Consider the following 24,687-nt stretch of genomic DNA (forward strand, 5'->3'; position numbering starts at 1 on the left):
ACGGCAATACTTCACGATGAAATGCCCGCGCCCCTGCTAATAGCCTCCGCCGACACCGCGATTTCACCATCGCACGCTTTTCATTTGGAACGGAACCGGCTTACAGTGATGGCATGGGCGAGAATAAAGAGCTGCTCACCACGAACAGAAAAGCGCTGACCATCAATCTAGATGGCAGCCGTTACGGCACGATCGCGGAGATCGGCGCCGGGCAGGAAGTCTCGCGCATCTTTTTCCAAGTCGGCGGCGCGTCCGGCTCGATCGCGAAAACCATGTCGGCTTATGACATGACCTTTAGCGATGCGATTTACGGCAAAGCACCGCGCTACGTGTCGCGGGAGCGTCTGCAGACGATGCTCGATCACGAGTTCAAGTTGCTCAAGGAACGCCTTTCCGAAAAACGCGGTGAGCGCACACGCTTCTTCGTTTTCGCCGACACCGTCGTGGCAAAAAGTTTCAAGGGCCCGAACGAAGGCCACGGCTGGCTCGGCGTGCGTTTCCAGCACGAGCCACTCGCCGAGCCGAGTGAGATTATCATCCACGTGCGCATGTGGGACAAAGAAAACGTCCTCCAACAACAAGCGCTCGGCATTGTCGGCGTGAACCTCATTTACGGCGCGTTCAACTACTCGAACAGTCCGCAGGAACTTGTCACGTCGCTCGTCGACAATATCGGCATCGACCGCATCGAGGTCGACATGCTCCGCGTGAGCGGCCCGGCTTTCGGCCATATCGACAACCGCCTCATTTCGCTGCGTCTCGTGCAGCACGGCCTCACCAACGCGGTCATGTTCGCGCCCAACGGAGAAGTGCTCCAGCCGTCCGAAGTGTTGCATCATAAAGCCGTGCTCGTCGAACGCGGCAGCTTCCGCCCCGTCACGCACGTCAACGTCGACATGCTCAACTGCGCCACCGCCCAGTTCATGCAAGAACCGATCGTGAAGGGCAAAGAGATGATTGTGCTCATGGAAATCACCATGAACAACCTGCTCGCCTCCGGTGATCTCGACGCCGACGACTTCCTCGCGCGCGTCGATATGCTCGGACACATTGGGTTTACGACGCTCATTTCCAACTATTCCGAGTTCTACCGCCTCGTCTCCTACTTCCGCCGTTACACCAAGGAAATGATCGGCGTCGCGATGGGCATTAATAACCTCCTCGAGATCTTTAACGAGAAATACTACGAGTCGCTCGAAGGCGGTATTCTCGAATCGATGGGCCGCATGTTCCGCAATGCCGTCAAACTCTACGCTTACCCGATGCGGCAGGACGCGTTCGACCGCTACCTCGCCAACGGCCAGACGCCCACCTCGCCTGTCACGGCATTTCCGACGCATGCGTTCGCAAGCAGCGTGATGATCACCGCGCGCAATCTCCAAGTCTCCTATCATCTGCGGAATCTCTACGCCCACCTTTTGGAAAACGGCAACATCGACTGCATCGTCGGCAGCAATCCGGATTACTTGAATATTTTCTCACGCGACGTGCTTCAAAAAATCAAAACCGGCGATGCCTCGTGGGAAAAACTCGTTCCCGCCAAAGTCGCCGAATTCATCAAAGAGCGCCGCCTGCTCGGCTACGGCAGCAAATCAGTCGTGCCAGAAGTCCCCGCCGCCAACGCCGTTTGATTCCCCTTTATCTAGGTCAGTTTCAATGGCCGCAAAAAGCCGGAGCGTTTTGCTCCGGCTTTTCGGTTAAAACTAACTGCGATTAATTAGCGTATTTCACCGAGCAACCGTAGGGCTTGGAGCTCGGAGTGCTGACCGGCTTGCCAGCCTTGATATCGGCGAGCGCGGCGTTCACGTAGTTCGTCGCCTTGGAAATATCCTCCGTCTTCCCGGAGTTGATGCTGTCGATGCCTCCCGCATAAACCAGCGTGCCGCTTCCATCGACCACATACATATGCGGTGTGGTGCGTGCATCGTAAAGCTTGCCAACTTTACCGTCTTGGTCGCGGAAATAGGCGGTCGAAGCGACGTTGTTTTTCTTCTGCCAGGCAGCGACTTTTGCCGGATCGAAATCACCTTGAGCGCCCGGTGATCCGGAGTTCACCTGCAGCCAGACAACGCCGGCATCGGTCGCGGCCTTCTGAGTTTTCGGCATGTTGCCGCTCTTGTCGTAATGCTTCACGACAAACGGGCACTCTTGATTCACCCACTCCAAGACGACCGTCTTGCCTTTGAAATCAGACAGCGAGTGCTTCTGGCCATTGATATCAGTCAACGTGAAATCGGGAGCCGCTTGACCAACCACTGCCGCAGCGTGTCCGAGCGAAAAAGCCGCGAATGAAGCGGCGCCGACGAGGAGGATTTTATTCAGGAGTTTCATAGGATAGACGGGTTCAAACTACACAAGAGGTCGACGCCGTCAAAATAACGTTGGTTACAATTATCCCCTAAATTCTCAGCTAAGTCCGCCTGCAATTGCGAATTGCGGGAGCGGCAACCCGCGACATAGTTTCCAAAGTGATTGGCTGGATTGGAGATTTTTTTCGATTTTGGTGGGCGCTGTTCTATTGGAACGCGCGCAAAGGCTGGTTTTGCCTACGTGGCGCGCAACGCGATGATTGCCCCTGCCAAAATTCCAGCGACTCAGGCCTCGCCGGCGACACGCGATGCGATGCGATCATCCATTGGAACAAGCCAGAGCGCTTTCGTCGCGTCTGCCCGTTACTGGTAGAAACCCGTGATGGCCTGCGATGTTCGGTCGAGGCGGAAAGTGTGCGTCCATTTTGGGGCCGAGCCACGGTCTATTTCGCCGGACTGCTCGTCGCGCTCTACCTGATCGGCACGGCGGGAGTTTACATCGCCCTGCGCGTTGCGAAGTATGATTTGAACTACGCCACGATCGCCTGGCCGCCGCATTGGACCAAACTGCGCAATGCGCAGGAAAATCTTTACGCCGCTCGTGCCCAAGCTGCGCTCGACGCCGGCCGTTTTAGCGAAGCGATTCTTGCGCTGGAAAAAGTGTGCGAACTCAACCCTCAAAACTATCCTGCTGCCCTCACCTTGGCGCGGCTCACCCAGGTCGCCGCCCAGCCAACAATCTCCGATCAGGTTTACGAACGCTTGCTCGCCGATGCCCCCGACAAACGCGTGCAGACCGCTCAGCTGTGGTTTCGCGCGCTGCTCGCTCGCTCAGCTTACCACAAAATCATTCCGCTCGCGGCGACGATGATCGGCGAAGACCCGGAGTCGCGCGCCGTGTGGCTGCACGCGCTGCTTTTTTCGGCCCGCCAGACCCGTGATAGTCGGGCGCTCAATGTCGTCCTCCAACAAAACCCGCACTACCCGGAATGGTGCACAGAAATCATCACGATCGAAATCGCCCTGATTCAAAAGCACGACGCCGAGGTTATCCATCGGCTGACCCAATTGCATCGATACCCGGCATCGCCCTACCTGCCCCATTACCAAGTCGACCGCCTGCTGCTCCACGGTCGTGCCGACGACGCGCGCAAAACGCTGGAAACATACAGCGCTAACATTCCCGCGCACGAAGCAGGGTTCCTGCGCATGAGAATGCCGCGCACCCAAAACACGACCCAGTCGCTCGACAGTGAATTCGATGCGTTGTTGAAACTCCCCATGAGTCCCGCGCTTTCGGCAAAATTTTGCGCCTACCTCATGGCCAATCCTTCACCGGCGAAGATGCATCGCTACTTCGAAGTATTGTCGACGCGCGGCCCGGCGCTCACGGAAGATTCGCTCGCCGTTTACAATGCAGCGTTCGTCACAGCGGCCGTATGCGGCGATGCCGTTACGCGTGACACGCTGCGAGCAAAACTGCGCGTCATGACTTCGTCGGACGGTCGCGTGCTCGACGGATTGACCACCCTCATCCTGGGAAAAAATGCGGATGACCGCCTGCATCGCGTCCTGCCACTCGTGCCATTGCCAACCGAGGTGATCTACGCCATTTTGGAAAAGTTTGCTTCTGCCACGGAGCTTAAATGAATCCAGCTCCCGCCACCACCTCCACGTCCACTTCCGCAACGAAAGTTCGCCTCGCGCCTTCGACCTTGGTGATTGGCGCGACTCTGTTGGGTTTCGTGGTCGGCTTCACGATTTTGCTCTGGCCTGAGTGGCAGCAAAATCCTGACCTCTCGCACGGTTTTTTCGCCCCATTAATTTTCGCGCTGTTAGTTTGGGAAAGCCGAAAAAACGGCACACCGCGCTGGTTGCCCGAGAATGCGGCCATCGGCGCCTTGGCCACATTCTCGCTGGTGACCGGCGTGGCATTGTTTGGCATGGCTGGCTTGCTCGCTGCTTCGGTGGCGTGGACGCATTCGCTCGTGAGTTTCGTGCTCGGCGCATCGTTGTGCGCGTTCCTTTTTGGTGGTCTCGTAATTCTCTCCGGCGAACGGGTGCGAGCAGTGCCATTTAACTGGATCAGCCTGACTGCGATTTTGTTGTGGTTGCTCGTGAGTCCGCTGCCGCAGGGCACGTATGCACGCCTCACTCTGGGGCTGCAAAGTTGGGTCACAAGCAGTGTGCTGCACACCCTTCACTTGCTCGGCATTCCCGCGCGACAACACGGCAATGTCATCGAACTCGCGCTGACCACGGTTGGCGTGGAGGAAGCGTGCAGCGGCATCCGCAGTTTGTTGTCGTGTATCTACGCGGGGTTTTTCTTTGCTGCGTGGCAAGTGCGGCGTCCACTCGCCCGGGCCGTTTTGATTATCGCCGCACCGCTGCTCGCGTTGGGCATGAATTTCCTGCGCTCTCTTTTGCTCACACTGCTGGCCAACGCCGGCAAAGAGATCGAAGGCTTCTGGCACGACACGACCGGTTTTGCGATTCTCGGCATCACCGCACTGATGCTGGCCGGTCTCGCGATCCTTCTGGAATCAAAGTCGACCAAACCAGCTGCACCGCAAATTTCAAAAGCCTGCGCGCCGCGTCGCGCGCTGAGCACCGCATTCTTCGCGACGGTCACGGTCACGCTGGCTCTCGGGATTTTCTACCTCGTAAAGTCGCGCGCACCCGACCGCGCCGGCGCGCCCATTCCAAATATTGCGGCGCTACTGCCAGCGGAACCAGCAGGTTGGTCGGTCACGGTGCCGAAAGATCTCTATCAATTCACCGACATCCTCCAGACCGACACGCTTTTTGAGCGCACCTACCTCCACACCAACGGCGACGGACAGTTCACGCAATTCACGGTGTATGTCGCCTATTGGGCTCCCGGTCAGGCCTCGGTCAGCCGCGTGGCTTCACACACGCCCGACGCGTGCTGGCCCGGGGCCGGCTGGATTTCACGGCCAGTTGAAAAGACCAACGAAGCCCTCGAACTCCCCGGGATAAAAATCCCCGCCGGCGAACACCGGCTTTTCGAAACCGTCCAAGGCTACCCGCAAAACGTGTGGTTTTGGCACGTGCACGATGGACGCGTGATCAATTATCAGGATCCTTATTCAGTCCCCGCGCTGCTCCAGATCGCGCTCAAATATGGTTTCCGCCGTCAGGGCGAACAACTCTTCATCCGCGTCTCCAGTAACAAACCTTGGAGCGAAATTTCGCGCGAGCCACTGGTTCGCGAGATCTTCGCCAACCTCGCGCCCCTCGGCCTGAAAACACTTTAACCCATGCCTCTATCCGTCACGAAACAAGAACGCGTTATCATGGGATTGCTCGCCACGCTCATCGTGCTCGGCCTCGTTGGCATGCTGGTGCTCTGAGTTCATTGCGATTGCCATGCTTCGCGCGCAGACTCACAAAAAAGCATCTTTCTTCGCTCACCGTGCGTAACCACATGAAATGCTTTGGGCCCGCGAGTCTTCGTATCCGTTCATGCCGATGCTTCGTCCGCCCGACGTCGCCGCAGAACGCCCGCGCATGACCCCGAGCGAGCCCACATCACGCTCCGATTCCACGGGAAACGAGCAAACCCGCGAGCAAGCCGCATTGCTCGCCGCCATGGCCAACGGCGACAAAAACGCCCTCGCTTCGCTCTACGATTCGCTTTCTCGCCCGCTCTACTCCCTCGCTTACCGCATCACGAACGATTCCTCCGAAGCGCAGGACATCGTGCAGGACGTTTTTCTTCAGCTGTGGCGCAAAGCCTCTTCTTACGACACAAGTCGTGGTTCGGTTTTTAGTTGGGCGGCCACGCTAACGCGCAATCGCTCCATCGATCGCATCCGCATGCGCAAGCGCCACGCCGAACTGCTCGCCGAATCCGCTCACGACCTCCAACCGGCGAGTTCAAACTCAGGCGACAATTCTGCCGAAACCCTGTGGGTGCGCGAAAAAGCCGACGCCGTCCGCGCTGCGCTCATGCAGCTCGCTCCCGACCAAAAAAAGGCCATTGAACTCGCTTTCTTTAACGGGCTCACGCAACAGGAAATTGCCGCCAAACTCGATGAGCCCCTCGGCACGATCAAGGCGCGCATCCGCCGTGGTCTGCTGAAACTCCGCGAATCTCTCCCCGCTCGCTTGTGATCACCGATCATCAAGAAGAACACGCTTCGCTCTACGCGCTCGGATTGCTCGAAAGCGCGGAGGTCGCTCGTTTCGAAAACGAATTGGCGTCGAGCCCGCGGCTGCGCGCACTCACCCGGGATTTCATCGAAGTATGCGCCGCGCTCGCGTTGACGATTCCACAAATCGCGCCTCCGCCCGTGCTCAAATCCCAAGTTCTCGCCATGGCTGGCTTTCAAGAGGCTTCGACGCCGCGCCCGACAAATGTAGTGCCCTTTTCCGTAGCACGCTTTCTTACGCTACCTTGGGCCGCAGCGGCAGTGCTCGCTTTGGCCGCAACTTGGTTTGCGACGCAAAATGCTTTTCTGCGTTCCGAAAACCTTTCCCTCGTCACAGAGACGCAGCTCGCCGAAGTCGCTTACCGCATGTCCCAAGCACAGCTCGCCGAACGCTCGATGTTCGCGGAAAAAATGATCAGCGAGCTTGGGCAAAAATTGCAGCGTAACGAAGACCTTTCCCGTCTCAAGATCACGGCCCTTGCCTCGCTCGCCGGCAACACCACCGAAGCCAAAGTCATCGCGGTGTGGGATCCCGAGCAACAGACCGGCTTGCTCTCAATGGAGAAGCTTCCGCCGATCGCCGACACTCAGGATTATCAGATTTGGATCGTCGATCCGGCCTACCAAAACCCGGTCAATGGCGGTGTTTTCCACGTGAGCAGTGACGGCAAAATTCCCGCCCTCGCTTTCAAACCTGATCAGCCTGTGGCACAAGTGGCCGCGTTTGCGATCAGCCTCGAAAAGAAAGGCGGCGTCCCGAAAGCGGAAGGCCCCATCGTGCTCCTCGGCAAATAAGGCGGCGCCAGCGACTCGCGCCGTGAACTCGCGGCGCGCGAATTAGATTTATTCGATTGGCGAGCAAAATTTTCCGCAGGTAACTTGAACCTTGTCACTGCGGGCGGGCGCGAAAAACTCATCCCACAATGATCATTAAACCGAAGGTTCGCGGCTTCGTCTGCGTCACCGCCCACCCCACCGGCTGCGCCGCCCACATCCAGGAACAAATCGATTACGTAAAATCGAAAGGTCCGATCAAAAACGGCCCGAAAAACGTCTTGGTAATCGGCGCTTCCACCGGCTACGGCCTCGCTTCCCGCATCACGTCGGCCTTCGGCTCCGGCGCGAAAACACTCGGCGTCTTTTTCGAACGTCCCTCGGAAGAAGGCCGCCCCGCCACGCCGGGTTGGTATAACACGATCGCTTTCACCAAAGCCGCCAAAGCCGCCGGGCTTTATGCGAGCAACATCAACGGCGATGCATTCTCCGACGACATCAAGAAGCAAACGCTCGACGTTATCGCCCGCGAAATGGGCCCGATCGACCTGGTTGTTTACTCGCTCGCTTCCCCGCGCCGCACGCACCCAAAAACCGGCGCGGTGCACAAATCGACGCTCAAGCCGCTCGGCGCTCCTTACACCAACAAGACGGTCGATACTGACAAAGGTATCGTCAGCGAGGTCACCATCGAGCCCGCCAACGAAACCGAAACCGCCGACACCGTCGCGGTGATGGGCGGCGAAGATTGGGAAATGTGGATGGACGCCCTCATCGAAGCCAAACTGCTCGCTCCCGGTGCGACCTCCGTCGCCTACTCTTACATTGGCCCCGTCCACACCTGGCCGATCTACAAAGACGGCACCATCGGCACCGCGAAAATCGATCTCGAACGCGCCGCCAAGGCCATCCACCAAAAGCTCGACGCGTTCGGCGGCGGCCGCGCGTTCATCTCGGTCAACAAAGCGCTCGTCACGCAGGCGAGTTCCGCAATTCCCGTCGTGCCGCTCTACATTTCCATTCTCTACAAAGTGATGAAAGAAGCCGGCACCCACGAAGGTTGCATCGAACAAATGCAACGCCTCTTCGCGACGCAGCTCTACAATAACAGCGCCCTCAAATTCGACACGGAAGGCCGCGTGCGCGTCGACGATTGGGAAATGCGTCCGGAGATCCAGGAACCCGTTTCCGTGATCTGGCCGCAAGTCACGACCGAGAATCTCGCGCAGCTCACCGACATCGTTGGGTATCGGGCGGAGTTCTTAAAACTCTTCGGCTTCGGCGTGGCCGGCGTGAACTACGAAGCAGAAGTCGAGCCGCACGTAGCGATGCTGTAACTCGATTGCTTGTTTACGGCGGGGTCATTGACCCCGCCTTTTTCATGCGAGTTGTCATTCAAAGAGTTTCCTCAGCGAGCGTCACCATCGACGGTCGCATCAATGGCGAAATCGGCGCCGGTTTGCTCGTGCTTCAAGGCATTGAATCTGCCGACACCGCAGCCGACGGCGAATGGCTCGCGCAAAAAATCGCCAAGCTGCGCATCTTCCCCGATGAGGCCGGCCACATGAATAAATCCGTGGCCGATATTGCCGGCGGGATCTTGCTCGTGAGCCAGTTCACGCTCTACGCCAGCACGCAAAAAGGCTCACGCCCGTCTTTTAACGCGGCCGCCCGTCCCGAGCATGCGCGTCCGCTTTACGCACAGTTCATCACGCAACTTGGCACTGCACTTGGGCGTCCCGTGCAAACCGGCGAGTTCGGCGCATCGATGGCCGTCGCGTTGGTCAACGAAGGGCCGGTGACGATTATCATCGATTCCAAACTACGCGAGTAAGCGCAGCCGAGTCTCGCATCGACTCACGCAGCCCGACGGCTTTTATCGCTGCATGCTTAAACGAGTCGCCCTGTTTCTCGCATTCACGCTGACCGTCTTCGGTGCAGAAAACACCGCGGAAGACGCCAACCTCAAGTATTTCAAGGACCTCGCCGAGACGCGCAATTACACGCTCGGGCGACCGGTTTCGCCGAAGATCACCCCTGATGGTGCCTTTGTTATTTTTCTGCGCGCCGCTCCGCGTAATCCCACCCTGCGCCTTTACGAGTTCACCATCGCCACGGGCGTGGAACGTGAATTGCTTTCGCCCGAACAGATTCTCGGCAGCGGTGAAGAAAAACTCAGCGCCGAAGAAAAAGCGCGTCGTGAACGCATGCGCCAAAGCCTCCGTGGTTTCACGTCGTTCTCGATGTCGTTCGATGGCGCCAAGCTTCTCGTTATCCTTTCGGGAAAACTCTACGTCGTATCGCGCGCTGATTTAAAATTCACTGAACTTCCCGGGGAAAATTGGATCGACCCGCGCTTCTCGCCCGACGGACGTTATGTTTCCGCCGTTAAAGGGGGCGAACTCCACACGATCGATCTCGCGAGCAACACCGCGAGCGTCGTCACCACCGGCGCTGGCGGGGCAATCACGAACGCGACCGCAGAATTCGTAGCGCAAGAAGAGATGAACCGATTTCAAGGCTACTGGTGGTCGCCGGATGCATCGCAGTTTCTCTATCAGCAAACCGATGAGTCCGCCGTCGAAACCCGCTACATCGCCAACGCGCTACATCCCGAGGAAAAGCCAGCGAGCTTCGCGTATCCCAAAGCAGGTTCACCCAACGCCGTGGTGCGCGTCGGCCTCATCGCTCGCGCCGGCGGCGAAACGCGCTGGGTGCAATGGGACAACCAAAAGTATCCGTATCTCGCTCGGGTCACCTGGGAAAACGCGAATTCGCCGCTCACCTTGCTCGTGCAAAATCGCACCCAGACCGAACAAGTGCTTCTCGCGGTCGACCAAATCACGGGGGCCGTCACGGAATTATTAAAGGAAACCGATCCGGCATGGCTGAACTTGGACGCCAACTGGTCGGGCGCTGTAAATGAAATCCCCGCCCCGCTCTGGCTATCAGACGGTCGCCAATTTCTATGGGCCACAGAGCAGCGCGGTGGGTGGCAAATCGAACTTCGGGAAGCCTCGGGAAAACTTGTCCGCGAAATCACACCGCTGAAATTTGGTTATCGCGGCCTGCTGGGTATCGATGAATCAAGCGGCAGCATTTTTGTCCGCGGCAGCCTCGACGCACGCGAAGTTCACCTTTGGCGTTTCCCGTTAGCGGGCGGCGAAGGCACCGCTCTTACGAATGAGCGTGGGCACCACACGGCATTTTTCGCCAAGAAAACCGGCAAGCTCGTGCACACCTTTGACCTGTTCGACGGAAGCTACGGCGCTCGCGTGCTCGACCTGAACGGCCAGTTACTCGCGACCATGAAAGTCACCGCGGAAAACCCCGCGCGTTTCCCGACCACGGAACTTACGCGCACGCGGAGTCTGTTGCCATTCGATGCCGCAATCACGAGGCCGACGAATTTCAAAGCGGGCGCGAAATATCCCGTCATTCTTCAAGTTTACGCCGGCCCGACTTCGAAACGCGTTAACGCCACGATTCGCGATTACCTCCCCGATCAATGGATGGCCGATCAAGGTTACATTGTGGTGCGACTCGATGGACGAGGCACGCCGTGGCAAGGCCGCGATTGGGAACGCATCATCAAGGGTAATTTCATCGACACCGCGCTCAACGATCAGGTGACCGGCCTGCAAGCGCTCGCTTCACACTACCCCGAAATCGACCTCATGCGCGTCGGCGTCACCGGTTGGTCGTGGGGCGGATATTTTAGCGCAATGGCAGCCATTCGCCGGCCCGACGTGTTTCGCGGCGGCGTCGTGGGCGCTCCAGTCATCACGTGGGAAAACTACGATACGCACTATACGGAACGCTACCTCGGCCTCCCGCAGGACAATTCTGAGGCTTACCGCATCAGCAACGTGACCACCTACGTAAACGAACTCCGCCGGCCGCTTATGCTCATCCACGGACTTACGGACGATAACGTCTATTTTCAACACACGCTGCAGCTCGCCGACGCATTGTTCATGGCAGGCAAACCCTACGAACTGCTCCCCATGCTCGGAACTCACATGATCAGCGATCCCTTGGTGCGCCTACGCCAACAACAGCGCATTATGGATTTCTTTAACTTCAACGTGAAAGGCGTAAATTAGGATCCACGTAAATCGTCTTATTTGGCGATTAATACGAATTTAAGGCATTTTATCGTCATTTTTGGCGATTTATGATGTGTATATAAATCGCCAAACAGGACGATTTATTTGACTTTAAAGTTATAATTCGCCACCCTAGGCGTGTTATGAAGATGTCCAAACAAGCCACCGACGAAGCCATCTTAACGGAATTGGGCAGCCGCTTGGCGAATGCCCGCCTTCATCTTAATCTGACTCAAACTCAGCTAGCCCTCAACGCGGGTGTGTCCAAGCGGACGATTGAGCGTTTAGAGGCCGGCCAAGTCGGCACGCAGTTGTCGGGCTTTCTACGAGTTTGTCGTGCGCTCGATCTGCTCGAACGCCTGGAAACATTTGTTCCTGAGCCGACGCCAAGCCCGATGGAGCAACTCCGACTCGGCGGTCGCAAACGCCAGCGCGCTTCCCGCGAAAAACATCTTGTGGTCGAAGAGCCTGCTGCTGAGTGGAAATGGGGCGACGAAAAATGAGCACACTCGCCGAAGTCAAACTATGGGGCCGCACCATCGGAGCCGTTTCACTAGGAGAAGACAGCCCACATGCCGCTTTCGAATACGATCGCGCGTTCACGCAGAGTGGCATCGAGGCCGCGCCGATCATGATGCCTCTGTCGAATCGCATCTATCGTTTTCCTGACCTGCCCTTGGGAACGTTCCACGGCTTGCCGGGCATGCTTGCAGATTCGCTGCCGGATAAATTCGGCAACGCCCTCATCGATGCCTGGCTCGCCACCCAAGGCCGCACGCCCAATAGTTTCAACGCCGTCGAACGTCTCTGCTACACCGGCGCTCGCGGGATGGGCGCGCTGGAGTTCGTGCCGACGGTCGGCCCGCGCCTGCAAAAGCCCCACCCGATTGAAATCGATGCTCTGGTGAAACTCGCTTCCGACGTGCTCACTCAACGCAGCAATCTCAACGCTACGTTCGCCGACGAGGAACGCGCGACCGCGCTCAACGACATTCTTCGCGTCGGCACATCGGCGGGTGGTGCGCGGGCGAAGGCCGTCATCGCGTGGAATCGTGACAGCAACGAAGTGCGTTCCGGACAAATTGCCGCCGGCGAAGGTTTCGACTATTGGCTCCTCAAATTCGACGGTGTCTCCGGCAACAAGGACAAGGAACTCGACGATCCGAAAGGATACGGCGCGAGCGAATACGCGTATTCGCTCATGGCCAAAGCCGCCGGCATCACGATGACTGAATGCCGCCTCCTTGAAGAAAACGGCCGGCGTCACTTCATGACGCGCCGCTTTGATCGTCTCCCCGGCGGAGAGAAACTGCACATGCAGTCGCTGTGCGCCCTCGCTCACTTTGATTTTAATGCGGCTGGCGCTTACTCCTATGAACAAGCGCTGCTCGTCATGCGGCAGCTGAACCTCCCGATGGAAGCCATCGAAGAACAGTTTCGCCGCATGGCGTTCAACATCGTCTCGCGCAACCAAGACGATCACGTGAAGAATATCGCGTTCCTCATGAACAAGCGCGGCCAGTGGTCGCTCTCACCGGCCTTCGATGTCAGCTACAGTTACAATCCCAGCGGCGACTGGACGTCACGTCACCAGATGACCCTCAACGGCAAACGCGACGGCTTCGATCTCGGTGATTTTGAAGCCTGCGCTAAAGTCGGAATTATGAAACGAGGCCGCGCGGAAACCATCGTCAACGAAGTCATCACTGCCGTCACGCGCTGGCCAGAGTTCGCGCACGAAGCCAAAGTCTCGGACGCGTGGATCGATCAAATCCAGCGCAATCTGCGACTGGGATCTGCGAAACGTTAATCGCGCTCAGTCCTCGAACGCTTCGACGCTCCGGCTCTTGCCGTTATCTTTGGCGCTCAGCTTAAGAATAAAAGGCGCGGCGGTTTCCGCCCATTCGTCCGCCTTGGGATAACTCGCGGCTTGATCGTTCCAACACTGGCGCAGCATCGCCGTATCGATCACTCCCGGATTCAGCGGCACTGCCGCCATGCCCGCAGGCAACTCTTGTGCGAGCGCTTGCGTGAGACCTTCGATCGCAAACTTGCTTGCGCAATACGGGGCAACTTCTGGCGAAGTGCCGCGTCCCCACCCCGAACTAAAATTCACAATCACGCCCTTCTTCTTCGCCACCATCGCGGGCACAAAATGTCGCAGCACGTTCGCCACGCCTTTGATGTTCACGTCGATGAGTTTGTTGAACTCGTTCGCCGGCACTTTCCATAGCGGAGCCGGGTTGTTCATCAACGCAGCGTTGTTGATCAAAAAATCCGGCGCACCGTGCGTGCCCAACACTTTCTCCGACCAAATCGCCACGCGCGTCTCCTCTGTCACATCGACCGCCGTGAAATCGTTCGGTGAAGGATGCGTGAGACGTAGGTTCAGAACTTCGGCACTGCGTCCGCAGCCCACGACGGTGTGCCCGTGGGAAATATACCACTCGGCGAGCGCGCGACCGAGGCCTTTGGTCACGCCGGTGATGACAATGACTTTGCCCATTAACGCGTTTGGAGACGGATCTTGTTCAGGCCTTGCTTGCGGCAGATATCCATCGCTTTCAGCGCGAATTGCAGCTCCGCCGTTTCGTCGGAGCGGATCAGCACCGTAATGTCTTTCGTGACGCCGCCGATTTCATGCACGATCTGCTCCAACGTATCCATCGACGCAGGTTTCCCGTTCACTTCAACCCTGCCGTCTTTCGTGATCGTGATCGTCAACGAATCTTTAATTTCGCTCTTACCCGCAGTCTCCGCTTTCGGCAGCGTCAGGTTCATCGTGGTCATCGAGCGAAACTGCATCGTGACGAAGGCGAAAAACACGAGCATTACGAGCACGTCGATCAGCGCGACGAGATTCATCTCGGGACGCCGGCGTCTTTTCCGAACCAGTGTGCTCATGATTTAGAATTGCGAGCCAGCAGACGCTCGAGCAGCAGATCCATCTTCGCGGCGTAGTTATCGATCTTGCGCAACAAATAACCGGAAGGCACCAGCGCCAGCAGCGCGACGATCAAACCAATCAGTGTCGCGGAGAGCGCCAGCGAGACACCGTTGGTAAACGCCACCGGGTCAGGCAGGCCGGTCTCGGGCGAAATCTGTTTAAACACCTTCAGCAAACCCGTGATCGTGCCGGTCAATCCGAGCAACGGAGCCGTCACGTAAATCACATCGAGATACGGCACACCCCGCTCCATGCGGTTGAGTTGAAGCCGGGCAAACGCTTTCACCGCGTCAGGATCGTCTTTGTGGAGTTGGGAAAATTCCACGATGCGCGCGATGACCGAGTGGCGACCACCCTGCACCGGTTTGCCCTCAATAATGGCGTCAACGATATCGTCCGGGAGAATCGCATCTTTACGCAGGGCATAAAGGCGCTCGGCAATAATGTAGATCGCAATGATGGAACAGAGAAGGAGCGGCCAGAACAGTAATCCGGCACCCGTGATGATATCGCGCATATGGAATTGTTAAGTGAAGTGGCGTCTTAGACGCGGACAAGCCGGAAAAGGTTCATCGCCAAGCGCTTTTATTCCAACTTTCCCGTTTTGAGCCGCGCAGCCAGTGCATTCATCTCTAATTCAAGTTGTTTGCCGGCCTCCACCCGCAGCACCTGACGGGCTTTGGTCAACGCCTGCAACGCTGCCGGAATCTGCCCTTGGTTCGCCAAATGGACAACAAACGGCACGACCACTTTATCGTAATAATCGATCGATGCGCCCCCTCCGGTTGTCAACAGCACTTGGTTGTAAGTCTTAATCTGCCCCGCCAAATCGTTTTCCTTGAGGCTCACTCGAATCGTCTCGGCAGCGCGTTCGATACTCAAATCTACTCGCCCGCTCTGATATTTTTTCGCCATTCGCTGCGCTTCGAAGTTCGCCAGACTCGTCTCACCACGCGCGCGCAACACCTCACCAAGTTGACGGGAAAAGTCGTTCTCCAAGTCCGGGTATTTCTGAAACACCAACAACGCCTCACGCAAAATCGTCTCGCGCGCCCGAAGATCCTGCGGTGCCGCGGCCTGCTGCGCCTCGATCAAAACCTGCCAGCCAGCGAGATTACGGCGCTCACGATTCACCGCCTCCCTGGCTGTTTTCAGCGCAGCAGCGGACTGGTTATCGCGCAAATACTCCTTCGCAAACAGCGCATGCATGACCGATATCTTGTAAGTCGGCAGCGCCCGGAAGCGCTCCGTAATAAAGAGCAATTCGTGGTCGTTGAGGTTGCCCCATGTTTGCGGATCGTAAGCCAGGCCAACGATAAATTTCTGCTCCGCGTATCGCCCGCAATCGAGCTGCCAGCTTTGCGTGTTATTCAAATAACCAAACCACGCGTGGCGCCCGTCCAAGCCCGCCCCGCGAAACATCAGCGTGGGTATGCCCTTCGCCTTGCCGGCCGTGCTCGCAAAATACGCCTGATCCACGCAAATGCCGCCCTGAGCCAAAATTGTTTCCAACCGGTAGTCCGAGCCACCCCACATGTATTGATTCTGAGCGAGGCGATCCTTCCGGTATTTGATCAGGTCGTAAGCTTTGCCGAAATCCGCCAGCCCCGGCCCGACATTTTTGCGCGCCCAGTCCAACTCCCCAAACGGCGCGACATTATCGACGACAAACTTCAGTTCGCTCGCAGGCAAACGGCGGAGTCGCTGCGCGGTGAAATTCGCGCGATCCAGCTTGGCCCAGTAACTAAACGCCACTTCGGGTGCCGGCAGCTTTCTCGGCAACACGCGGGCATTCACCTGCCCATGCGGCCATTGCGGGGGCGGCGGCACATCGTAAACGACCGCAATCGCAACCGCCAGATTCCCATATTCCGCAAACAACGCCGGTTCTTTCGCGTAAATTGTCTGAAGGGTGGCCAGCACCTCACGCAAATTATCGAGCGGTGAAAGCGTCAGGAAAAACTCTTCCGAAAACGCCGCATTATTAAGCACGGCCAATTGCAGTTCACGTGACATCACCGCCGCCAGCGAACCCGGCTGCATCGGATAACTCTCCGCCATGTTCGGATGCGCCACACCCGCCGTCTCCACTGCTTTGATCCAGTCATCAATCGCGCGCCCGCGTGGCGTCGCCAGCAAATCCGCCCAGCGATAAAGAAAATACCACGCCGCGACGTAACCGCTATTGGCCTCGTAAGCCTGTTGCGCCGCCTTGCGCAACTGCGACGCGGCACCACCCCAACCTCTTGTTGAAGATTCTTCTACAAGACTCGCAATTCGCGCCGAAGTCGGCGCGCGCGCCAATTCCCCCTCAGCGAATGGCTCGGCACCCTGCGCAGCACTCACACCCAGCAGAAAAAAAAGTCCTAAGAAACGCACTGCTTTAACCAAAGTGTGATTCCAACCAAGGAGCAAGCCGGCTGGTTTCACTTCGCCAATGAAAAAGCGGAGCCGTTTCGGGCTCCGCTTGGGAATTAAACTGGAATCACGTTACTGCGACACGCCGCTCTCCGCGGCCGGCGAGGTGCTCTTGAATTCGAGCTTCTCGCCGTTGCGCACAATCAGGATCGTATCGCCTTCCTTCACCTCGCCACGCAGCAAGGCTTCGGCCAACGGATCTTCAAGGTAGTGCTCCACCGCACGACGCAGCGGCCGTGCACCGTATTTCTCGTCGTAGCCCTTCTCGATCAGGAGAGTCTTCGATTCCGGCGAGAATTCGAGGTGCAGGTTGCGCGCCGCGAGACGCTTGATGACTTTCGACGCCTCGATTTCAACGATCTTAAGAAGGTCGTCCTTGTTGAGGGGACGAAACACCACGAGGTCGTTAATACGATTCAAGAACTCGGGCTTGAAGATGCGCTTGGCTTCTTCGAGCACCTTTTCCTTGAGCTTGTCCATGTCGTGGAAGTCGGACGAACCGGCCGCCGCGAAGCCCATCGTCGTCTGGCGCTGGATGAGTTGCGCGCCGACGTTGGTCGTCATGATAAGGATCGTGTTACGGAAATCCACGCTGCGACCCAACGAATCGGTCAGGCGACCGTCTTCGAGAATTTGCAACATGATCTGCACGACGTCCGGATGCGCTTTTTCGATTTCGTCGAAAAGCACGACGGAATACGGGCGACGACGGACGGCTTCAGTGAGTTGGCCGCCCTCTTCATAACCGACATAGCCGGGAGGCGAACCGACGAGGCGCGACACCGCGAACTTCTCCATGTATTCCGACATGTCGATCTGGATGATCGCGTCTTGCGAACCGAACATCTGCGCGGCGAGTTGCTTCGCGAGTTCGGTTTTGCCGACGCCGGTCGGGCCCATGAACATGAACGAACCAATCGGACGGCGCGGATCTTTGAGATCGGCACGACTGCGACGCAGGGCGCGCGCAATGGCGATCGTCGCAGGATCTTGGCCCACGATGATTTTCTGAAGTTCTTTTTCAAGGGTGAGCAATTTCTCGCTCTCCTTCTTTTCCATGCGGCTCAACGGAATGCCGGTCCACTCGGAGACGACCACGGTCATTTGCTCCTCATCGACAATGATGCGGTGCTCGTCACGCGTCTTTTTCCACGTGGTGATCAGCTCTTCTTGTTTCGCGCGGAGTTGTTTCTCCTGGTCGCGATACTTAGCCGCCTCCTCGAAGTGTTGGGCCGCGATCGCCTGCTCCTTTTGAGCGCAGACGGCTTCGATGTCCTTGTTCATCGCTTCGATTTCCGGCGGACGATTCAGCGTCGTGATGCGGGCGCGCGAACCGGCTTCGTCCATGACGTCGATGGCCTTGTCCGGGAGGAAACGACCCGTGATATAACGGTCGGAAAGTTTCGCCGCAGCTTCGATCGCCTTGTCGGTGAACGTCGCTTTGTGGTGATCTTCGTATTTACCGCGAATCCCCTTGAGAATCGTGATCGTGTCTTCGACGGACGGCGGTTCGACCTTCACCGATTGGAAACGGCGGTCGAGCGCGCTGTCCTTCTCGATGTATTTACGATACTCGTTGAGGGTCGTCGCGCCGATGCACTGGAGTTCGCCACGCGAGAGCGCGGGTTTGAAGATGTTGGACGCATCCATCGCGCCTTCGGCGGCGCCAGCGCCGACGATCGTGTGCATTTCATCGATGAAAATGATCACGTTCTTGGCGCGTTTGATTTCGTCCATCACCGCTTTGATGCGCTCTTCGAATTGGCCGCGGTATTTCGTGCCCGCGACCATAAGCGCGAGGTCGAGCGTGATGACTTTTTTGTCGGCGAGGATTTCCGGGACGTTGCCCTTGGCAATTTCCTGCGCGAGACCTTCGACGATCGCGGTTTTACCCACGCCGGCTTCACCGACGAGGACGGGATTGTTTTTGGTGCGACGGCAAAGGATTTGAATGACGCGACTGATTTCTTTCTGACGGCCGACCACCGGATCCATTTCGGATTTGCGGGCGAGTTCAGTGAGGTCGCGACCGAACGCTTTCAGCGCGGGAGTCTTGGGCTCTTTTTTTCCGCCCTCTTCACCGCCACGTGACGCGGATTCTTCACCGCCGCCGCTGTTGCCAGCGCCGGATTGACCGCCGTCCCCGCCCTGATTGGACGAGAACTGCGGATCGAGTTCGCGAAGGATTTCGTTGCGGGTGCGTTCGATGTCGATTTCGAGCGTTTTGAGCACACGCGCGGCGACGCCTTCACCCTCGCGGAGCAAACCGAGAAGGATGTGTTCCGTGCCGACGTAAGAATGATTAAGCGCTTTCGCTTCCTTGCCGGCGAGGGCGAGGACTTTTTTGACGCGAGGCGTATAAGGAATGCTGCCGACGGGAGTTTTCGATTCCTGGCCGATGCCGACTTGTTTTTCGACTTCGGAGCGCACGGTTTCGAGATCGAGGCCCATCTTTTGGAGGACGCTGACCGCAACACCCTGACCCAATTTAATCAGGCCGAGCAACAGATGCTCCGTGCCGACATAGTTGTGGTGGAAGCGATCGGCTTCTTTGCGAGCCAGCGCGAGCACCTGCTGCGCACGTGGCGTGAAGTTGTTCATTGGTTCCATGTGGTGCTTTGTTGGTGGTTTTTAAAGTGTGACAAAATCTCAACGCGAAGCGTTGGAAAAGTCCGGTGCGGGTATCTTAGCAATTTCCGTGCGCAAACGCTCCGCGCGTAACAAATCGCGCTGGCCGGGCTCAAAAGAACCTTTCGCCGCGTGCTGCACATGGCCAGGTTGGCATTCGATAAACAGACGATCCACGACCCCGCGCTGGCCGTCGGCGAAGATGCCGAGATCGATGCCGAGTCGAATGAGCGAAAGCAGATTCATCGCTTCACCGGAGTTGAGAAGATAACCGTTCTGCAAAATCCCATAAGCGCGGCCCATCTTGTCGAACAGTTTGGTCGGATCGGTCTCGAGGAGTTTCGCGCGAGCGTTTTCTTCCTGCTCGATGATCGTGCTGAGCACGCCGTGCAGGTGTTTGATGATGTTTTCTTCGCTTTCGCCAAGCGTGGTTTGGTTCGAAATCTGGAAGATGCTGCCGCTTGCGTCCGAACCTTCGCCGAAGAGTCCGCGCACCGCCATCCCGAGCTGATTTACGGCGCGAACGACCTTTTCCATCTGCCCGGAAATCACCAGCGCCGGCAGGTGCATCATCGCCGAGGCGCGGATGCCGGTGCCGAGATTCGTTGGGCACGCGGAGAGATAACCGAGCTTCGGGGAGAACGCGTAATCGAGGTGTTCTTCGAGGTCGGTATCGAGCGTGTTAATCGTGTTCCAGACCTTCTTAAATTGAAAACCCGCGCGTAGCACCTGGATGCGCAGATGATCTTCTTCGTTGATCATCACGACGCACGATTGGTCTTTGCTGATCACGATGCCGGAACCCGACTTCGTCTGGCAGAGTTCGCGGCTGATCAAATGGCGTTCGACGAGGATCTGTTTTTGCAGGTCATCGAGCGTCTCGACGGGAATCGCGAGACCGCGTTTCATTTGTGGAAGTGCGGCGACGGCCTGCATGCAGCGATCGCGGATCTCGCGTTTTTGCGACTCCTTGGCCCAACCCGGGAAAGGCTGCTGTGCCAAATTGCGCGCCAGCCGCATCCGCGTCATGAGCACGATGGCGCTCTTGCTGGTAGCGGTGTCCGTGAGCTCGGAATGCGAGTCGATGAGTTCGTTGATCTTCATTACTCGGCGGCTCCGGCGTTTTTCGGACCGGAAGATTCACGGACTTGCTGCAATTCATCGCGATAACGCGCGGCGTCTTCGTAACGCTCGGCTTTGATCGCCTGGTCGAGATCGGTTTCGAGTTGGGTCAGGCGCTCGTAGTGCGAGCGACGCTCCAACGCGCGCTGCGGCACCTTGCCAGTGTGCGCGACGCCTTTGTGCATGGTGTCGAGCATCGGTTCGAGCGTGTCGCCGAAAAATTCGTAGCACGAAGGACATCCGAAACGGCCGCTTTTCTTAAAATCTTGCTGCGTAAACCCGCAGGCCTTGCAACGCACGTCGCCGGACGGCTCGGGATTGAGCGAGGCTTTGAGCAGCAAATCGGCGAGCGAAAACCCGCTCGGGTCAGTAACGCCTTTGGCCTGCGCGCACGCTTCGCACAAATCCACCTTATGAATCTTATTATTAACGATCTGAGTCAGGTGAACGGTAGCGGGCTTGGGGCAGAGGTCGCACTTGAGTGAGTTGGCCATGTCGTAAAGTTGAAGCGGAAAATAATGCCTCAGCTCAGAAACGCAAATTGCGCGCTGAAAGGCCGGTGCTTTCCTGCACCATTTATGCCAAATCCCGTTTGGCCGAAGCAAGCGCAGAGGCTGCGCGGGATGGATTTATGTCCGCGTGCCTTCCACGCGCACTCGCTTGCGGAAACTCTGCAAAATCGACGCCGTAATTGCTCCGGGTTTACCGGTGCCGATGACGCGGCCATCGAGTTTCACCACGGGAATCACTTCGGCGCCCGTGCCAGTCAAAAAGCACTCGTCGGCGCACCACACGTCATAGCGCGTGAGATCGCCCTCGCGAATCGGGATGTTCAGTTCGACGGCGATATCGAAAATTGTGCCGCGCGTGATCCCTTTGAGCGCACCTGCCGAGGCTGCCGGCGTGATGATCGTGCCTTTCTGGATGATGAAAATGTTATCCGCGGTGCACTCCGCGACGTAGCCTTGCTGGTTCAACATGATCGCTTCGAGCGCGCCGGCTTGGCGGGCTTCGATTTTGGCGAGGATGTTGTTGAGATAATTCAGCGACTTCACTGTCGGCGGCAACATGTCCGGCGAGATGCGGCGCGTGGGCACCGTGACGATGCTGAGGCCGTTGTCGTAGTGCTCCTGCGGATAGAGCGAAATCTTGCTCGCGATGATGAATAGCGTCGGTTTCTCGCACAACCAAGGTGCGAGGCCGAGATCGCCCGCGCCACGCGTGATCACGAGGCGGATATAGCCGTCAGCGAGATTGTTTTTACGACACGTTTCCAGGACGGCCTCGGTCATCGCCGCGCGATCGAGCGGCACGGCCAGCATGAGTGCCTTGGCGGACATTTCGAGACGTTCCAGATGTTCATCGAGGCGGTAAACATTGCCGCCGTAAATGCGGATGCCCTCAAACACGCCGTCTCCGTAGAGCAAACCGTGGTCAAACACGGACACTTTAGCCTCGGACGAATCGACATACTTGCCGTCTAGATAAACGATCATGCGCCCATCTTGCAAAAACCCGCCGTGCTTTGTCCAGTCCGCGATACCGGAAATGCTCTTGAATTCGCCACTTCAGCCTCAACTGTCGCGCAGTCAACGGGCCGTAGTTTTCTCTCCACTTATGAAAATACGTTCCCGTGTCGGCACAGCCGGCTTCACGCTCATCGAGCTGCTTACAGTTATCGCCATCATCGGCATTCTCGCAGCTCTGATTTTCCCCACGGTCGGCAAAGTCCGCGAAACGGCCCAGCGCACCGTCGACGCAAACAACCTCCGCGAAATCGTCAAAGCCGCGACTATCTTTGCGGCGGACAACAACGACCGTCTGCCCGATCCCCAGACTGGCGCGACTACGGCCATTACCGGCGGCGACGCCGTATTCAAATGGGCCGGAATTCTCGCCAAACGCGGCATTTTGAGCGACCCCAGTTTTTATTTTGCGAAAAACGACCCGGCGTTCAATGGCACCGCGCCCACCGCCATCATTCTCGCCACCGATACCGCTCGCAACAGCCTAGATCCGACCTTCGTCAACGGTCGCGAGTTGAGCTTCGAATTCGTCGGTGGCTTGCGCATGGGCGATGCCCCGACGACACCCGTCGCCTTCACGCGCGGCCTGAAAACTGACGGTGCATGGGATAACATTAAAGGCGTCTATAAGGATTCCGGCGGCCACATCGCTTTCCTCGGCGGCAACGTGCAATTCTTCTCCAACACCTCCGACGCCGCCAACCAGTTCACCAAAACCAATGGTGTCAAAGGCACCAACGTCCTCCAGGCCATCCCCTACAACGCCACCGCTCCCGCCAACAGCGCGCGCGTCTACGCCACCGGCCAAGGCGGCACGGGCACGCCAGCTGGAGTCGTCGCGACCGCACCTTAATCCCAAAGGCCATCATTACTTCTGCAGCCCCGCATATCCGCGGGGCTTTTTTCTTCCCCTCTTTCAGGCGTAACCCCATATCTGGCCGATATCAACATGGCCCCCGCCACCCCCACTTACATCATTGGTCACAAAAATCCCGACGCAGACTCAATCTGCTCGGCCATTGCTTACGCTGCTTTTAAGGAAGCCCGCGGTGAAACTGGGTTTGTGGCCGCTCGTTGCGGCAATTCCAACGCTCGCATCGACGCTATCCTCGAACGCTTCAAAACGCCCCTCCCCATCTATCTAAGCGACGTGTCACCCCGCGTGCGCGATATGATGACGGCACGCCCAATCTCCGTGAGCATGGGCGCGACCTGCGCGGAAACGCTGCGGATGTTCGACCAGAACCCCATCACCGTTCTCCCCGTCGTTTCCGCTGAAAATCATGCCGTCGGGACGGTCACCCTCACCCAACTCGGCCACTTTTTCATCCCACGTTTGGACGAGCCGCGTTCGATGCGCCTCGTGCGCACCAGCCTCGCCCGCATCGTGCAGACGCTCAAAGCCTCCGTCCTTCATTTGTCCGATGGCGACAAACTCGAAGAACTCTACGTCCGCATCGGCGCGATGGACATCGGCACATTCTGGAAAATTTCCGAGAAGGACAACATTCCCGCTGGCAACTCGATCATCATCGTGGGCGACCGCACCGATGTGCAGCAACGCGCCATCGAACTCGGGATCCGCGCCCTGATCATCAGCGGAAACCTACCTGTCGAACCTGCCGTGGTTGAATGCGCGAAAAAACGCGGCGTGAGCATCATCATCAGCGCGCACGACACCGCCACGACCGCGTGGTTTGTGCGCACCGCCGCGACCGTTGAAAAACTCGTCGAACGCGAATTCTCCGCCCTGAACCCCGATTCTCGCATCACCGACATTCGCCGCAAATTCGGCCAGAACGCCGCGCACGCGATGATGGTCACCAACGACGACGGCACGCTGCTCGGCATCCTCACGAAATCCGATCTCCTCAAGCCGGTGCCAACCCGCATCGTCCTCGTCGACCACAACGAACTCACGCAAGCCGTCTCCGGCGCCGACGAAGTCACGGTCGCAGAAATCATCGATCACCACCGCCTCGGGCCCATGGCGACGCAGCAGCCGATCCTGTTCATCAACGAACCCGTCGGCTCCACGTGCACGATCATTGCCGACCTCTTCCGTCGCCACGGATTAAAGCCCTCGCCCAATCTTGCCGGCATCATGATGTCCGGTCTGATCTCCGATACGCTGCTCCTGCAAAGCCCGACTTCGACGCCGAAAGATGCCGACATCCTCGCGTGGCTCGAATCACACGCGAACATCACGGGCAAAGCGCTCGCGGAACTCATCTTCAGTTCGGGCTCTGTCATTCTGGCGAGCGCTCCCGACAAGGTCGTGCGTTCTGATTTCAAAATCTACGACGAGGAAAAAATTCGTTTCTCCGTCTCGCAGGTCGAAGAACTCGGCTTCGATAATTTCTGGCAGCATTCGAAAGCACTCACCCAAGCGCTCCACGATCTCCGCAAATCCGAGAAACTCGCCTTCGCCTGCCTGCTCGTCACCGACATCAACACGCAGAACTCGCTTATGCTCGTCAAAGGTGAGCCGGAGTTCATCCAACGCATTTCCTACTCGCACGTGGAGCAGGACGAAATTTTCGATCTACCCGGTGTCGTCAGCCGCAAGAAACAACTGATTCCCTACCTCACCAGCGTGCTCCGTGAAATGAGCGCCGACGGCGTGTCCGCTTCGAAAAAAGAAACCTCCGCCCCGTTTAGCAAAGCGAGTTAAGTGTT

Annotated in this window: 21 protein-coding genes; 12 read left to right on the top strand and 9 right to left on the bottom strand. The window is 57.7% G+C overall.

The genetic code is table 11. The features are described from left to right. Nucleotides 1-113 precede the first annotated feature (113 nt). Complete coding sequence (locus ACRRQW_RS20565; protein WP_438483505.1) at nt 114-1,631, top strand: TonB-dependent receptor; 1,518 nt, start codon at nt 114-116, stop codon at nt 1,629-1,631. Nucleotides 1,632-1,713: 82 nt separating this feature from the next. On the opposite strand, the gene ACRRQW_RS20570 is transcribed toward ACRRQW_RS20565, so the two are convergent. After that, a complete protein-coding gene (locus ACRRQW_RS20570) occupies nt 1,714-2,331 on the bottom strand; it encodes a redoxin domain-containing protein (protein ID WP_438483506.1) in 618 nt (205 codons plus the stop codon). A gap of 137 nt (nt 2,332-2,468) precedes the next feature. Between ACRRQW_RS20570 and ACRRQW_RS20575 the strand changes: the two genes are divergently transcribed. From ACRRQW_RS20575 to ACRRQW_RS20615, 9 genes are all read left to right on the top strand, one after another. Continuing rightward, complete coding sequence (locus ACRRQW_RS20575; protein ID WP_438483507.1) at nt 2,469-3,959, top strand: tetratricopeptide repeat protein; 1,491 nt, start codon at nt 2,469-2,471, stop codon at nt 3,957-3,959. Beyond that, on the top strand, nt 3,956-5,587 hold the full coding sequence (locus ACRRQW_RS20580; protein ID WP_438483508.1) for an exosortase/archaeosortase family protein: 1,632 nt from the start codon (nt 3,956-3,958) through the stop codon (nt 5,585-5,587). The genes ACRRQW_RS20575 and ACRRQW_RS20580 overlap by 4 nt, the downstream gene beginning before the upstream one ends. A 175-nt stretch (nt 5,588-5,762) precedes the next feature. Next, on the top strand, nt 5,763-6,446 hold the full coding sequence (locus ACRRQW_RS20585) for a sigma-70 family RNA polymerase sigma factor (protein ID WP_438483509.1): 684 nt from the start codon (nt 5,763-5,765) through the stop codon (nt 6,444-6,446). Further along, complete coding sequence (locus tag ACRRQW_RS20590) at nt 6,443-7,279, top strand: anti-sigma factor (protein ID WP_438483510.1); 837 nt, start codon at nt 6,443-6,445, stop codon at nt 7,277-7,279. Before ACRRQW_RS20585 ends, ACRRQW_RS20590 begins: the two co-directional genes overlap by 4 nt. A gap of 128 nt (nt 7,280-7,407) precedes the next feature. Next, nucleotides 7,408-8,595 carry an enoyl-ACP reductase FabV gene (gene fabV, locus ACRRQW_RS20595; RefSeq protein ID WP_438483511.1) on the top strand — a complete coding sequence of 396 codons (1,188 nt, stop codon included), beginning with the start codon at nt 7,408-7,410 and terminating at the stop codon, nt 8,593-8,595. Between the two features lie 44 nt (nt 8,596-8,639). Continuing rightward, the gene (gene dtd, locus ACRRQW_RS20600) at nt 8,640-9,092 is read left to right on the top strand and encodes a D-aminoacyl-tRNA deacylase (RefSeq protein WP_438483512.1); all 453 of its coding nucleotides are present in this window, start codon (nt 8,640-8,642) and stop codon (nt 9,090-9,092) included. A gap of 52 nt (nt 9,093-9,144) precedes the next feature. Further along, complete coding sequence (locus ACRRQW_RS20605) at nt 9,145-11,364, top strand: DPP IV N-terminal domain-containing protein (protein WP_438483513.1); 2,220 nt, start codon at nt 9,145-9,147, stop codon at nt 11,362-11,364. 146 nt (nt 11,365-11,510) lie between these two features. Next, a complete protein-coding gene (locus tag ACRRQW_RS20610) occupies nt 11,511-11,870 on the top strand; it encodes a helix-turn-helix domain-containing protein (protein ID WP_438483514.1) in 360 nt (119 codons plus the stop codon). Further along, a complete protein-coding gene (locus ACRRQW_RS20615; protein ID WP_438483515.1) occupies nt 11,867-13,177 on the top strand; it encodes a type II toxin-antitoxin system HipA family toxin in 1,311 nt (436 codons plus the stop codon). Before ACRRQW_RS20610 ends, ACRRQW_RS20615 begins: the two co-directional genes overlap by 4 nt. Nucleotides 13,178-13,183: 6 nt before the next feature. Here ACRRQW_RS20615 and ACRRQW_RS20620 read toward each other — a convergent pair whose 3' ends face one another. The 8 genes from ACRRQW_RS20620 to ilvE all read right to left on the bottom strand — a co-directional run bounded on the left by ACRRQW_RS20620 (nt 13,184) and on the right by ilvE (nt 21,978). Then, complete coding sequence (locus ACRRQW_RS20620) at nt 13,184-13,873, bottom strand: SDR family oxidoreductase (protein ID WP_438483516.1); 690 nt, start codon at nt 13,871-13,873, stop codon at nt 13,184-13,186. Further along, nucleotides 13,873-14,271 (bottom strand): ExbD/TolR family protein, encoded by a 399-nt coding sequence (locus ACRRQW_RS20625; RefSeq protein WP_438483517.1) that lies wholly within the window; start codon nt 14,269-14,271, stop codon nt 13,873-13,875. Before ACRRQW_RS20625 ends, ACRRQW_RS20620 begins: the two co-directional genes overlap by 1 nt. Continuing rightward, nucleotides 14,268-14,831 (bottom strand): MotA/TolQ/ExbB proton channel family protein, encoded by a 564-nt coding sequence (locus ACRRQW_RS20630; RefSeq protein ID WP_438483518.1) that lies wholly within the window; start codon nt 14,829-14,831, stop codon nt 14,268-14,270. Before ACRRQW_RS20630 ends, ACRRQW_RS20625 begins: the two co-directional genes overlap by 4 nt. A gap of 68 nt (nt 14,832-14,899) precedes the next feature. Next, nucleotides 14,900-16,744, bottom strand: a complete 1,845-nt coding sequence (locus tag ACRRQW_RS20635; RefSeq protein WP_438483519.1) for a hypothetical protein — start codon at nt 16,742-16,744, stop codon at nt 14,900-14,902. Between the two features lie 60 nt (nt 16,745-16,804). After that, complete coding sequence (locus ACRRQW_RS20640; RefSeq protein WP_438483520.1) at nt 16,805-19,342, bottom strand: ATP-dependent Clp protease ATP-binding subunit; 2,538 nt, start codon at nt 19,340-19,342, stop codon at nt 16,805-16,807. Between the two features lie 39 nt (nt 19,343-19,381). Further along, nucleotides 19,382-20,464, bottom strand: a complete 1,083-nt coding sequence (locus ACRRQW_RS20645) for a protein arginine kinase (protein ID WP_438483521.1) — start codon at nt 20,462-20,464, stop codon at nt 19,382-19,384. After that, complete coding sequence (locus tag ACRRQW_RS20650) at nt 20,464-20,976, bottom strand: UvrB/UvrC motif-containing protein (protein ID WP_438483522.1); 513 nt, start codon at nt 20,974-20,976, stop codon at nt 20,464-20,466. The genes ACRRQW_RS20645 and ACRRQW_RS20650 overlap by 1 nt, the downstream gene beginning before the upstream one ends. A 135-nt stretch (nt 20,977-21,111) precedes the next feature. Continuing rightward, nucleotides 21,112-21,978: a branched-chain-amino-acid transaminase gene (ilvE, locus tag ACRRQW_RS20655; protein WP_438483523.1), complete on the bottom strand. Its 867-nt coding sequence runs from the start codon at nt 21,976-21,978 to the stop codon at nt 21,112-21,114. A 121-nt stretch (nt 21,979-22,099) separates the two neighbouring features. On the opposite strand from ilvE, the gene ACRRQW_RS20660 reads away from it, so the two are divergent. Further along, complete coding sequence (locus ACRRQW_RS20660) at nt 22,100-22,861, top strand: type II secretion system protein (protein ID WP_438483524.1); 762 nt, start codon at nt 22,100-22,102, stop codon at nt 22,859-22,861. A gap of 96 nt (nt 22,862-22,957) precedes the next feature. Next, nucleotides 22,958-24,682, top strand: a complete 1,725-nt coding sequence (locus ACRRQW_RS20665) for a putative manganese-dependent inorganic diphosphatase (RefSeq protein ID WP_438483525.1) — start codon at nt 22,958-22,960, stop codon at nt 24,680-24,682. Nucleotides 24,683-24,687: the final 5 nt, after the last annotated feature.

Source organism: Oleiharenicola lentus (genome assembly GCF_051660365.1).
Taxonomy (GTDB): domain Bacteria; phylum Verrucomicrobiota; class Verrucomicrobiia; order Opitutales; family Opitutaceae; genus Lacunisphaera; species Lacunisphaera lenta_A.